The sequence below is a fragment of the Candidatus Mycosynbacter amalyticus genome (genome assembly GCF_025273655.1).
Taxonomy (GTDB): Bacteria; Patescibacteriota; Saccharimonadia; order Saccharimonadales; family Saccharimonadaceae; genus Mycosynbacter; species Mycosynbacter amalyticus.
The window spans coordinates 57,649-70,035 of record NZ_CP045921.1 but is presented as its reverse complement, the minus strand read 5'-3'; the positions used below and the strand labels follow the sequence as shown (position 1 = coordinate 70,035).

Sequence of the window (12,387 nt, the reverse complement as noted above, 5' to 3'; positions counted from 1 at the left end):
TATGGCAGCAGAGGGCACCTTGCTCCGCATCACCTTCACTGTCGACGAAGACAGTGTCGCCACGTTGCAGCAGGTTCACGTCGAAGACTACAACGACATGCTGAACGGCAAGCCAGCAGTTCTGACCTGCGGAGCAATCATCATTCCGGCTAAGTATGCTCAGTTTGATCTACCTCCCGATGAAGGACTCGAAGTTCCCGAGGTGGTCAGGAGTCTGCTTGAGAAGCACAAGACCGAACTTCCATTCTGATTCCACCCCGGCAGATGCAGTCACCCCGACTCCTGCCGGGGTGACTGCAAAGCAATTATTGAGCGAGTTGGCTAGCTAGCCAACTCTTTTTTGAATTTCTCGATCAAGTCTACTGGTGTCGGATCCACGCCGTTGAGCACCGCCACATAGCTACTCACGAAATCTGCCAACACACACCCCCACAGCATCTGCGCTACCGGTGATTCGCCCTGCAAGCGCACGATATTTGCTTTTGGCCGTCGGCCGCTTAGTAGTTTGTCGCTCAACTCGAAACGCTTCAGAATGCGTTCATGCTCAAAATCACTTACTAGATCAATCACCGCATACGGCTTCTCTATCGGATGACTCGACCATCCCAAAAACTCGTTGTGATTAAACTCTGGATACTCGTTCCAAAACGCCAAGTTTTTACCTGTCTCGTTCCAGCTAATCTTCCATTTGTAGGCGATAGGCGCCATCAGGTGGCCTGCATAAAACACCGCTGTTTTACCGACAGAGAAAAGGGCGAGTTGCTTGGCGATGTTTTTGTCGGTTGTCACTTCTGGCAGCCAAGCCTGTGATTCGTCGTGTAGCCAATCCGCATACCGTGCGATTTCATCGTAATACGAGCCATCCGTCACACCAAAATGCCACAATAGCTTCGTCAACGCACGCATCTGCGCCAGCGTCGTCATGCGCGGCTCGTACTCAGTACGACTCGGCAGCACCACGTGCGTCATGCTGCCCTGCTGAGCACGCTCCAGCAGTGTACCGCCAGCTGTGAGCACAGCAATCTGTGCGCCCCGGGCCTGGGCGTCGTCTAGGCAGCTTAGCGTCTCCTCGGTGTTACCAGAGCAGCTGCTAATCACTACGAGCGTCGAACTTCCGACATACGCCGGCAGTGCATAGGTTCGCACCACCTCAAATGGCACATCCAGCGAACCCTCGAGCCATGATTTCACCATCAGCGCCGACAGCGCTGAACCGCCCATGCCCGCGAAGACGATACGAGTAATCTCACGTCCGTCATGATCCGGATGTTGCACCTCCGCCTCGAACTTGGCCTGCTGCCACTCGCTCGCCGCTACTCCCAACGCCCCCGATGGGTCTTTTTGCGTATAAATCTGCACATCGTCTAACATGAGTACCTCTTGTTTACCTCACAAATTATCTTGCTTATGTCTATGTATCCATGATACAGTACTATGTAAAAGAATGTAACGAATAAACTAGAGGTGGGAATGAATCTTCAACCAGATAATACAGTGAGCAACATCAGCGACGATCAAGAGCTGGCTAAGGTGCTGGCTGGTGTCAACGGCATGCCAGCAGACGACACAGCCGCAGAGCCAGTCGAAGAAGTCAGCACCGTACCGGAGACGGCAGCACCCGAACCAATTGCAATCGATCCACTCCCTATCGCTACCAACCCCGTACCTTCGCGTGATGACCTAGAGGGTGTCAAAATGGAAGCAATCAATGAATTGCGACCACTTATCGATAAGCTTGACCTTCCGCCAGAGGAAAAATTCGATACGTATCTCCTGCTCATTCGCTGCACCGACGATCGCGATCTCGTGCCACCTGCCCATGAAACTGCCAAGCTCATCAGCGACGACGCTCGTCGTGGCATGGCGCTGCTCGATATCATTAAAGAGATCGATTACCTCACAAGTAAGCCAGCGACCGACGCACCAGCATCAGCCCTGGACGAAGTTGCCCTCCCAACACCAGACGCTGCTCCTGTCGTATAGCCCAGTAGCTACTCGCAAAAACTCCTCGTGCCAGAGGAGTTTTTGCGTAGTTAGGCTTGAGTACGCGGCGCCATGGATCGACTACGCCACTCTCCACCGCTGCCCATCGGCAAATTAGGCAGTTCATACATGTCCGGATGCACCGTGTGTTGCTGCAAATCTACGCCCGCAAACTCCTCAAACGCCCGCACATCGCTCGCCTGCCCCACAAAATACCGGCGCATTACCTCTAGGCTGCGCGCGTTCATCTGCTCATATATCTCTGCGAGCTCCGAGGTCTCCTGAAAATCCTTCCAAAAATGTCGTGCGTTCGGCTGATGCTCCGAGCGAAGATACAAATGCCACAATACCTGATCTAGCACACTATATACTCTATAGCCAGCTGCAAACACACGCAGCGAATGGATAATCTCGTCCCCCACAAAGCACACGTCCGGCTCGTACGGTACCTCTGTACATACCCGCCCCGGACCAAACTGAAACCCACCCGCGAGAAACGCACCCCGGCGTGATGTATCAGCGCGCAGTGCTTGCCCAAAAAACGTCGGCACAAACCCCGCATACATCGCATTGACCACTAACCTGTTGGGGTCGGATGGTACGAACTCTACTTGCGCTGGCGCTACATACTTGTACGCCGGTGGGTATGACGACAGTATCGCCATCTCATCATCGCGCGCTTCCCATTCCCGTACTAGTCGCGCATCCCACTCCCGCTCGGCTCGCATATGCGCATCGATTTGGAAATAAAAGTCTTCCCCCGCATACATATCATCGCAGCGTCGTCGTGCCACACCAAGTCCGCGAGCCTCATGCCAGGGTATCTCGTGTAGCCGAAATCGTTCATCGTCTCGATATTTATCGAGCGTATGTTCGGTCTCTGGACCATACTGGTGCGCTATTGCAAATCGCAGCCGCTCGGGGTGCTTCGCTTGCCGCAGCAAACTTGCCACTGTCTTGCCCAGCTCATCGTCTCGATACGACGCGATTTCTATCAAAATCTTTTTCATTCTAGTACCATGGTACCAAAAAGACACCTCTATAGGCGAGGTGTCTTTAAAGGGAGATGCGCCTACATCATTCCCATGCCGCCAGGCATACCGCCGGCAGCCGGAGCTTCTTTCTCTGGGATATCAACCACGAGGGCGCCCATAGTCGCAGCTGTAGATGCGATCGAGACCGCGTTTTGGACCGCTTCTTTCGTCACGCGCGCTGGATCAATCACACCTGCTTTCTTCACATCGATTAGGCCGTTTTCAGGCGCATTGACATCGATACCGAAGCCAGCTTTGCCGTTTTCTACCTGCGCAAGTAGCGCTTCGCTATTGAGACCGGCATTCGCCATGATCTGCAGGAAAGGCTGTTTGAGCGCATTCTTGAGGATCAGCTTGCCAGCTGAATGTGAGTCCGCACCGTCAGCCTTGATGGCATCAGACAAGTTTACGAGTGTCACACCGCCGCCGGCCACGATGCCTTCGGCAAGCGCCGCTTTGGTCGCCGCCACGGCATCATCGACACGGAACTTCTTCTCGTCGATCTCGGTCTCAGAGGCCCCACCGACCTTGATGACGGCGACTTTGCCGCTCAGTGCGGCCGCACGCTTTTCGTACTGCTCGCGGTCATAGTTACTTGGAGCGCTTTCAGCCTGCGTCGTGATCTGGGCGATACGAGCTTTCACGTCGGCTGCTTTACCAGCGCCTTCGATGATAGTGCTCTCATCTTTGCCGACGATTACCTTGCGGGCACTACCCACAACTTCGAGGCCGGTGTTTTCGAACGTCATGCCGCGCTCGTCGCTCACTACGGTCGCACCCGTCAGCACGGCGATGTCAGCCAGTACATCCTTGCGGCGATCACCGAAACTTGGTGCCTTTACGACGACGCTGTTGAATACACCTTTGAGCTTGTTGAGCACCAGGATACTCAGTGCTTCACCCTCTACTTCGTCGGCAATCAGTACAAGGCTCTTCTGGCCAGCTTGGGCAAGTTTCTCGAGGATTGGTGCGATATCTTGCACGCTACTCAGCTTTTTGTCGGTCAGTACGATAGCTGGTTTCTCGAATACTGCCTCTTGGCGATTCACGTCTGTGACAAACAGTGCGCTCGCGAAGCCTTTGTCGAGACTGAAGCCCTCGACCACTTCACTTTCGAGCTCAAGACCCTGACCAGCTTCGACAGTGACGACGCCTTCTTTGCCAACTTTTTCGATGACGCTGGCGATCAGCTCGCCGATCTCACGACTCCCCGCTGAAATAGTCGCGACCTCTGCTACGCGATCACTTTTGCCTTCGATCGACTCCGCCTGTTTCTCGAGCGACTTGATCACATCGACAGCCGCAGCTTCGATACCTTTGCGTAGTTCCTGTGGGTTATGACCAGCTGCAATCAAGCGGTTAGCTTCTTTGAGGATGCTGTAGGTCAGTACCGTCACTGTTGTCGTGCCGTCGCCCGCCACCTTGTTGAGCTTGGTCGCAGCTTGTTTGATAAGCTCCGCACCCACTTTGTAGCCAAGCGTCTCATCGTCGTTTTCTGGTAACTCCACACTTTCTGCTACAGTCACACCATCATGCGTGACTGTTGGACCACCATAACCCTTGGCAATCACGACATTGCCACCTTTTGGACCGTACGTTACTTTCACTGCGTCATACAGTGCTTTTGCGCCAGCGAGCACGCGCTCACGAGCGTCATCGTCATAAAATACTTTTTTTGCCATCTATAAACTCCTTATACCGTCGCTAAGATATCTTCTTCTTTGACAATCAAATACTCAACATCGTTGATCTTGAGCTCTGTCGTGCTGTATTCTTTGTAAACGATCTTGTCGCCTTTTTTGACAGCCTTGGCGTCTGGGCCAACTGCCACTACTTCTGCCACGACTGGTTTCTCTTTCGAACTATCTGGGAGAAACAGTCCGCTTGCGGTCTTTTCCTGTGCCTTCTCGCGCACTGCGACGACACGATCTGCCAGTGGTTTAATAGGTGAACTCATGCGTTTCCTCCGTTTTTATTAATCTACCTTTTCATTGTAGACAAAAAAATTGGCACTTGCAATACTAGAGTGCCAATCGGCCGCAATAATGAAGGGGTCTGGGGATTCGAGGATAACTATCCGACGTTACTTCTTGTGTGCGATAGTGGGGTGCTGAGCTGGCTTATCGATGATTCATCAAGAGTCTTTGAAGTGTGAACGGTGACACAAGGACGGCCAGTAACCAGCAAGAAGACGTGAATGCAATATTGGGACGAGGTCGATTTAGAGTATATAGCTCTCTAGTACATTGTAATATCTGCAAGATAGGTTTATTATTATACATATGTCTAATAAGTACACCCCCCCTAAAATCAAACCATCGACATCATCGTTAAGACGATCCGTTTTGATCGCAACCGGCGTTTTAGTTGGCGTTGCCGTTATCGAGCTGTTGCTCGCCTTTAGTTACATCACGGCGTTTCACCACCCGAAAGCACACTCGTTGCCGCTTGCGGTCGTCGGTGAAGCATCAAAGGTTGACACCGTCGCCAAGACGCTGCAGGACAAGAGTAATGGCGCCTACTCGGTATCGGTCGTCAGCAGCAAGGACGAGGCAGTCTCCAAGTTGAAACGTCAAGACATCTACGCTATCTATACACCGACGTTTCCGACGAGCACTATCACCGTTGCATCGGCGATCAATAAGAGTCTGACCACCTCTCTTGAAACGTCATTGAGGCAATTCGACGAGCAGTACCAACAGGCGGTACGCAAGCAACTGGCGGCAAACCCGCAAACAGCAGCGCTCGCCCAAGCACCAATCAAATCCACGACGGTCGATGACATCGCGGCGCTTCCTGCCGAAGACCCGAACGGTATCGGATTATTTTACGTCGCCTTCGCCTTCGTGTTCGGCGGGTATTTTGCCGCCGTATCGCTCAACCTGATTCGGGGCAAGCGGATATACACACATGTCAATGCTATCATCCGCACAATTGGCATGGCTGTCTTTGCCTTTGTGACCAGCCTCGGGGTCGCGGGCATCGCCCAAAGCGCGCATATTCTGCCTGATGGAAATTTCTGGACTGTCGTCGGTGTCGGAACGCTGACGACGTACGGGGTCGGGATGTTCTCGGGTGCACTTATTACTCTTCTCGGTATGGCAGGGACGGCGCTAGTGATTATCCTTTTTGTTGTTCTTGGTACGCCAGCCTCGGGTGGCCCGGTCGCGGTTGCGCTGACCGGTGACGGGATATGGAAATCGCTTGCAGGCGTCCTTCCTACCGGTTCGGGGCTGAGCGCGTTGCGTCAAGCGATATACTTTAATGGTATCGACATCATGCGCTACCTACTCGTACCTATTGTCTATTCGCTTATTGGCGTTGCCGTGCTGCTCGGCTATGGCATACGCAATTCCAGTATCAGTTTCGCCGAAAAAGAAATTGTTAACGATAACAAAGAAGACTAGAACGATTTTCTATGACGACTGTCATTTCTAACCGGCTTCACCCCGATGAGCGCAAAGATCAGCTGCTAGCGGTTGCCGCCAAACACTTCGCCGATCACGGCTACACCAACGCATCAATGAGCCACATTGCCACCGAGGCACATGTAGGGCGCGCCTTGGTGTACCACTACTATCCCAGCAAAGCGGCGTTGTTTGAAGCGGTCATCCTCCACCAATCCGACGAACTGCTCGCGGCTACAAAGCCTACGCACGAACTGACGGCCGAACAAAATTTAGTACGGGCGCTGAATGCCTATATCGACTATCAGGAGCGAACAGACAACGTTATTCTGACGCTTCGCCGATCCGACGCGTCCGTACCAAAGACCGCACGCCGGGCCGTTTCGTGTCATCACGACGTTCACACCGAACGTATCATCGAATACCTCAATCTTCCGGATACGCCGCTGATGCGTGGCGCGCTGAGCTCGTGGCTGAGTTTCGTGGCCGAAATGGCCTACCACGCGAATGAACACCGCGACATCGCAAAAGACCATATCATTCGCATATGCATCAATGCTCTCGAGAATATCGTCGGGTCAGTTACCGGAAACACGATCGAGTAACTACCAACCGAGACTTTACTTGTTGAAATGACGCACGAGTGTCGTCGCGGCCAGTTTTCCGAATTCATTGGCTGCCTTGGGGCTGGCACCTGTCACTAGCTTCCTGTCGGCGTGGCACGACTTGTCAGCCTCGGTATTGATGATCGTGACGCCAAGCTCTTGTAACTTCTCCCCAAAGAACCAGGTCAGTTGGCCGGGCATGTATCCAACAAGAGGCGTTTGGCGGTCTACCTTGTCCGGAAAGGCGGTGATTTCATAGCCGTCGTAAATAAATGGCTCATCCTTGTTTTTGGGAGCCGCCGCCAACATGGCCGCCGGTCCGTGGCAAATGGACAAATGGAAGAGGTCCTTGTCGAATGCCCAGCGGATCAATGCGCCGACATTTTCGTCATTCGGCAGGCCAAGCAGCGCTCCATGCCCGCCCGGAATGTAAATAGCGGCGTACTCTTCCGCGCTCGCAAAATTATTCTTGGCGAGGTCGGCCAGATTCTTCGGATGATCAAACTGCGATTTGTACTCATCGTAGATCGCCTGAACGTTTTTGTCTTTCTTTGGCATCGCCCACATCTCAAATTTGACGGGCTTACCGTGCGGAGTCACGATATCGAACTCAAAGCCAGCGCTTTGTAAATGCAGCATCGGCACCAATGTCTCGACGGGATGATTGCCCGAAAAGAAAAAAGTGCCGTTGGTCATGGGCACATCGGATTGCTCCGAACAAAGCATCAAGATTTTGTATGTTTGAGGGAGCGCGTCGTAGGTGACTTTTTTGTAATCCGTCACGTCGGATGTGGCTAGTTTTAGCGCCAGCGGCGACGGGCCATAGACATTATTTCCGGCGGGCGTAGGAGCGGTACCTAAGAGATTTTTTACTATATTAGACATGTGTCTTATTATAGCACTTCTGCCGTATATTTTATATAATAAGTAGTATGCAAACAGTACTTGGAGCAAATGGCCAGATAGCCGAAGAATTGACGCGGGAGCTGTACAAAAATTACACCCGCGATATTCGCCTCGTCAGTCGGCATCCGCGTAAAGTTCACGAATCGGACCAGCTTATGGCCGCCAACCTGCTGGACGCCGACGCGGCCGACAGGGCCGTCGAAGGCAGTGATATCGCCTATTTTACCGTCGGCCTGCCTATGGATGCAAAGCTATGGGAAGAGCAGTTCCCGATCATGATGAAAAACGTGATCGACGCGTGTAAAAAACATCATTGCAAACTTGTCTTTTTCGATAACACCTACATGTACCCGAAAACTGCCGAGCCGCAAACCGAAGAGGCACCTTTCGTGCCCGTCGGGCGAAAAGCAACCGTTCGAGCGAACATCGCCACCCTGCTGCTCGACGAAATGAACGCCGGTCGCATCAAGGCCGTTATCTGCCGGGCGCCGGAATTTTATGGACCCGGCAAGACCCAAAGCTTGACGAACACGGCGATTTTCGATGCGATCAAGCACGGCAAAAAAGCCCGCGTGCCCATCAGCGACAAGACGCTTCGGACCCTGATTTGGACGCCTGACGCCAGCCGGGCAATGGCACTCATTGGCAATACGCCGGACGTGTACGACCAGACATGGCACCTGCCGTGTGATGATAACCGGTTGACCTACAAAAGCCTGATAGCGGCTGCCTCCCAGATCAAAGGCCGCGACCTTCCGTATACGGTGGTCCCGCTGGTCATGTTCAAAATCGGCGGTGTGTTTAACCCGCAGTTAAGAGAAGCTCAAGAGTTATTATCGCGCTACGCCCGCAATAACATTTTCGTCTCAACAAAATTCACAAAACGCTTTCCGGAATTTCGTATTACCACTTACCGCGATGGCATCGCGCAGCTGCTTCGGCCTCACTAAAAGAACGGGGCGATCATTACCCCGTTCTTTCAAGCGCTACTACTCACCCGCGCTATTTCTGTAAAAAGTCGATCACCACTTTATTGAACTCGTCCGGATGCGTAGTGTTGAATCCGTGCGGGCCGTTTTCTACGACGTACAAATCGCTGCCGGCAATCGCTTCGTGCGTGCGTTTGCCCGATCCTTCGAATGGAATGATTCCGTCCGAATCACCATGGATCACGAGCGTCGGAATCGTCACCGTCGTCAAGTCGTCTCGAAAGTCAGTGGTCGCAAACGCCTTCATCGCCCCGCGAACAGCCGTCGGATCCGCTTTGCGTGCCTGTTCGAGCGCGTCTTGACGCTCCTCGTCCAGTATCAAGAGGTTACCGTCTGCATTCGGCGAAAAGAAATCTTTGGTAAATTGATCGAGCAACCCGTCCAGATCCGAATTGGCTTGCTCGGTCATGGAGTCGGCTTTTTCCTGCGTCAACGGCCCGTCGGGATTATCGTCAGACTTCAATAAATACGGAGGAACGGCACCCGCAAACACAATGCTATGCAGCTTGTCTTCGCCGTGACGAGACACATACCGCGCCACCTCGCCGCCGCCCATCGAAAATCCGACGAGTGACACACCCTCGAGGCCAAGCGAGTCGATAATACCCGCCAGATCGTCCGAAAACGTATCGTAGTCGTATCCGTCACTCGGCTTGTCACTGTCGCCAAATCCGCGACGATCATAGGTGATCACCCTATAACCAGCCTCCTGCAAGGCCGGGACTTGTTTATTCCACGATTTGCCCGACAGCGGCCAGCCGTGAATGAGGATGATTGGCCGACCTTCGCCGCCGCTATCCTCCACATTAAGATGTATACCATTATACTTGTTGCTCTGAGTGTCATCCATCTGGAACGCTCCTTCCCTCTAAGTTTGCTGGTACGTGCACATGGTAGTTGTGCTCCATATACTATTATACACCCGTATAACAGCCAGAAGATTCTTGGTAAACTATTTCATATGGAATCCCCAAAAACAGCACCTGCTCGGCCCGCATTACAGGCGACCGTTCAACTAGTCATTAAGGCGCCCCGCCAAGAGTTGTACGAGTTCATTAGCAACATTGAAAATATGGGGCAACTCAGTCCTGAAAATCAAAAGACATTTTGGTTTGAGCAAGGCAAGCGACTTAAGGGCCGGAATCGGATCGGGGCGCTGTACCGATGGTCGATGACCGGCACTGTTACGGAGGATATTCCCGCCCAATCATTCGGCTTCTTTACTGACTGGCCATCAGAAACACATTGGCTTTATACGTTTGAAGATGTTACGGGCGGCACTCTTGTGACTGAATCTATGCGAAAGGATACGAAGCAGATTCTACCAGTTATATTTATGTAAAATATATCCGAAGCTCATAATAGACAGGAGCATCTTGAACGTGGCATGCAGGTGACACTAAAACGGCTTGCCGACAGATTTGAATCTAACTCAACATAATTACATGCTATAAAGATATACTCAAATAATAGTGCTATTGCTTTTTTGTAACATTTATGCTATCATTACAAAATGCGTTATCATAAGCGCTAGAACCTCCAACAGAAAAGGATCACTCATGTCTTACCCCGACAATACGGGTGAGAACTTACTGGTCACGATGAGCCCATCAGAAATCCGAGAGGAGATCGCGAGCGCTCTGTACAATCGGAGACCGGCAGTTATCAGCGTGTTAGGCGCAGAAGGAACTCGAAGCGTTTCGTTTCGGATCAGAAGCACCGACCACACACCCGCCGACAACACACTCGACCTCATCCTAGGTGTCACCGAAGATGGACGTCGTGTACAAGTCGCAGTACCGACAAGCGGAGAGCCAACCCTGGCTCTGCGCCCACCCCAAACAGAGGAGTAAGCATGGCAGCTTTCACACGTCGTATCAACGTCCAACACGAAAGTGGAGTCGACCGGCGATACGCCAGTCCACGTTCCACCAACTACTGGGTTGTTCGCTACACCGACCTCGAAGGCCAACGACGTGAACACACGCACTATGGCCCAGACTCGGTCAAGCAGTGGCTCGAAAAGCAAGGAATTCGCTTCGACTTCAATGTCGAGGTTGACTTCCACCGGAAGTGATTCTCACTGGATGCGTTCGGCCCCGCTTCGGCGGGGCGCATTCAATTTATGACGTTAGTTCTTTCACCACCGCCGCATCATTCCATGGAATCTGCTTGCCGTTTATGATACGGTACTGCTCATGCCCCATACCAGTGATGAGTATCATATCACCCTTTGTCGCGATAGACAGCGCTTTCTCGATGGCTTCGCGCCGATCGGGAATCTCGGTCAGCTTGCCGCTACCGCCCGCACTCTCGACACCCTGGATCACCGCCGCGCGGATGCCGCTCGGCTCTTCGTTGTAGCTCTCTTCGTCTGTCACGACGATACGGTCGGCTAACCTAGCGGCAATCTCACCCATGATAGGACGCTTGCCTTTGTCGCGGTCACCTGTTGCTCCGAAGACCAATATGACGCGGTTCTTCGTCACCGAACGCGCCGCTTCAAGTAGCTTCTCGATGGCATCTGGGGTGTGTGCGTAGTCCACCACTACCTCGTAACCCTTGTCGCCCACATCGACATGTTCAAATCGACCTGGTACCGCTTCGAGATCGGCCACGCCTTCTACAATCTTATCCACACTCACTCCTAGCAGGTAGGCAATGGTAGCTGCGGCCGTCATATTGCTGATATTGAACTTGCCCGGAAGATGTGTCGCCAACTCCAGCTTGGTTTGGTGGTCAAACACCACATCGGCTTCACTCCCCTTCTTGTAGAGCTTGGTACGGGTAATGTGTGCTTCGGCGGCCTCGTTTTCACCATATGTCATCTTTTGCTCGCCAGCTTCAAACTTGTCGTAGTAGTCGAACCATTTGTCGTCGTGATTGAGCACGATATAGCGTGGAGAGTTTCTAAACAAAATTGCTTTGGCTGCCGCGTAGTTCTCCATCGTCTTGTGATAATCTAGATGGTCCTGTGTGAGATTGGTCATGATAGCGGCTTCGATCGGCACACCGTCGAGTTTGTGCTGCTGCAACGCATGGCTAGTGATCTCCAGTACCACGTAGTCTACCTTGGCCTTTTTTGCCTCAGCGAAGAACTCGTACAGCTGGTTTGTCAGCGGTACGGTGCGGTTGAGGTCGTTTGCTCGCTCCTGCCCTGCTATCTCAATAAGCGCGGTACTAAACATAGCTGTTTTGTAGTCGGCGGCCTTCAAAATCGAATTGATGTAATTGATCGTTGTCGTCTTGCCGTTGGTGCCAGTCACAGCAATCACCTTGAGCCCTCGCGCTGGGTAACCGTAGCGTGCGTTCACCGCTCGCACACGCGCTTTGCGATACCCCTCTTCGAGCTTGGTCACCGAACGCGCCGGCAACGCTTTTCGAACCCCATGGACAAGTTTGTCTTTCATACCATCTATTTTACCACCAAACGTAGGGCCGAGGGCCATCTGACATTAATCTT

General features: G+C 52.6%; 15 protein-coding genes. 8 read left to right on the top strand and 7 right to left on the bottom strand.

The genetic code is table 11. The features are described from left to right. Position 1 precedes the first annotated feature (1 nt). Positions 2-250 carry a hypothetical protein gene (locus GII36_RS00350; protein ID WP_260763567.1) on the top strand — a complete coding sequence of 83 codons (249 nt, stop codon included), beginning with the start codon at positions 2-4 and terminating at the stop codon, positions 248-250. A 71-nt stretch (positions 251-321) separates the two neighbouring features. Here GII36_RS00350 and GII36_RS00345 read toward each other — a convergent pair whose 3' ends face one another. Next, a complete protein-coding gene (locus tag GII36_RS00345) occupies positions 322-1,371 on the bottom strand; it encodes an SIS domain-containing protein (protein WP_260763566.1) in 1,050 nt (349 codons plus the stop codon). A 99-nt stretch (positions 1,372-1,470) separates the two neighbouring features. Here GII36_RS00345 and GII36_RS00340 point away from each other — a divergent pair, with 99 nt between their 5' ends. Beyond that, positions 1,471-1,983 (top strand): hypothetical protein, encoded by a 513-nt coding sequence (locus GII36_RS00340; RefSeq protein WP_260763562.1) that lies wholly within the window; start codon positions 1,471-1,473, stop codon positions 1,981-1,983. Between the two features lie 50 nt (positions 1,984-2,033). Here GII36_RS00340 and GII36_RS00335 read toward each other — a convergent pair whose 3' ends face one another. The 3 genes from GII36_RS00335 to GII36_RS00325 all read right to left on the bottom strand — a co-directional run bounded on the left by GII36_RS00335 (position 2,034) and on the right by GII36_RS00325 (position 4,974). Continuing rightward, positions 2,034-2,993, bottom strand: a complete 960-nt coding sequence (locus tag GII36_RS00335) for a GlcNAc-transferase family protein (protein WP_260763560.1) — start codon at positions 2,991-2,993, stop codon at positions 2,034-2,036. Positions 2,994-3,055: 62 nt separating this feature from the next. After that, the gene (groEL, locus tag GII36_RS00330; protein WP_260763557.1) at positions 3,056-4,699 is read right to left on the bottom strand and encodes a chaperonin GroEL; all 1,644 of its coding nucleotides are present in this window, start codon (positions 4,697-4,699) and stop codon (positions 3,056-3,058) included. Positions 4,700-4,710: 11 nt separating this feature from the next. Beyond that, entirely contained in the window at positions 4,711-4,974 is a 264-nt protein-coding gene (locus tag GII36_RS00325; RefSeq protein ID WP_260763555.1) for a co-chaperone GroES, read from the bottom strand. A 325-nt stretch (positions 4,975-5,299) separates the two neighbouring features. Between GII36_RS00325 and GII36_RS00320 the strand changes: the two genes are divergently transcribed. Next, on the top strand, positions 5,300-6,424 hold the full coding sequence (locus GII36_RS00320; RefSeq protein WP_376787563.1) for an ABC transporter permease: 1,125 nt from the start codon (positions 5,300-5,302) through the stop codon (positions 6,422-6,424). Between the two features lie 11 nt (positions 6,425-6,435). Beyond that, complete coding sequence (locus tag GII36_RS00315; protein WP_260763551.1) at positions 6,436-7,029, top strand: TetR/AcrR family transcriptional regulator; 594 nt, start codon at positions 6,436-6,438, stop codon at positions 7,027-7,029. 15 nt (positions 7,030-7,044) lie between these two features. Here the strand turns inward: GII36_RS00315 and hchA are convergent, their stop codons facing one another. Continuing rightward, positions 7,045-7,914: a glyoxalase III HchA gene (hchA, locus tag GII36_RS00310; protein WP_260763550.1), complete on the bottom strand. Its 870-nt coding sequence runs from the start codon at positions 7,912-7,914 to the stop codon at positions 7,045-7,047. A 47-nt stretch (positions 7,915-7,961) separates the two neighbouring features. On the opposite strand from hchA, the gene GII36_RS00305 reads away from it, so the two are divergent. Next, entirely contained in the window at positions 7,962-8,885 is a 924-nt protein-coding gene (locus GII36_RS00305) for an NAD-dependent epimerase/dehydratase family protein (protein ID WP_260763548.1), read from the top strand. A 52-nt stretch (positions 8,886-8,937) separates the two neighbouring features. On the opposite strand, the gene GII36_RS00300 is transcribed toward GII36_RS00305, so the two are convergent. Then, positions 8,938-9,774: an alpha/beta fold hydrolase gene (locus GII36_RS00300; protein ID WP_260763547.1), complete on the bottom strand. Its 837-nt coding sequence runs from the start codon at positions 9,772-9,774 to the stop codon at positions 8,938-8,940. 111 nt (positions 9,775-9,885) lie between these two features. Between GII36_RS00300 and GII36_RS00295 the strand changes: the two genes are divergently transcribed. From GII36_RS00295 to GII36_RS00285, 3 genes are all read left to right on the top strand, one after another. Then, entirely contained in the window at positions 9,886-10,266 is a 381-nt protein-coding gene (locus tag GII36_RS00295; protein WP_260763545.1) for an SRPBCC family protein, read from the top strand. A gap of 217 nt (positions 10,267-10,483) precedes the next feature. Further along, on the top strand, positions 10,484-10,777 hold the full coding sequence (locus GII36_RS00290; protein ID WP_260763543.1) for a hypothetical protein: 294 nt from the start codon (positions 10,484-10,486) through the stop codon (positions 10,775-10,777). 2 nt (positions 10,778-10,779) lie between these two features. Beyond that, positions 10,780-11,001, top strand: coding sequence for a hypothetical protein (locus GII36_RS00285; RefSeq protein ID WP_260763541.1), 222 nt, complete (start codon positions 10,780-10,782; stop codon positions 10,999-11,001). A 46-nt stretch (positions 11,002-11,047) separates the two neighbouring features. Here GII36_RS00285 and GII36_RS00280 read toward each other — a convergent pair whose 3' ends face one another. Beyond that, positions 11,048-12,334 carry a UDP-N-acetylmuramoyl-L-alanyl-D-glutamate--2,6-diaminopimelate ligase gene (locus GII36_RS00280; protein ID WP_260763540.1) on the bottom strand — a complete coding sequence of 429 codons (1,287 nt, stop codon included), beginning with the start codon at positions 12,332-12,334 and terminating at the stop codon, positions 11,048-11,050. Between the last annotated feature and the right edge of the window lie 53 nt (positions 12,335-12,387).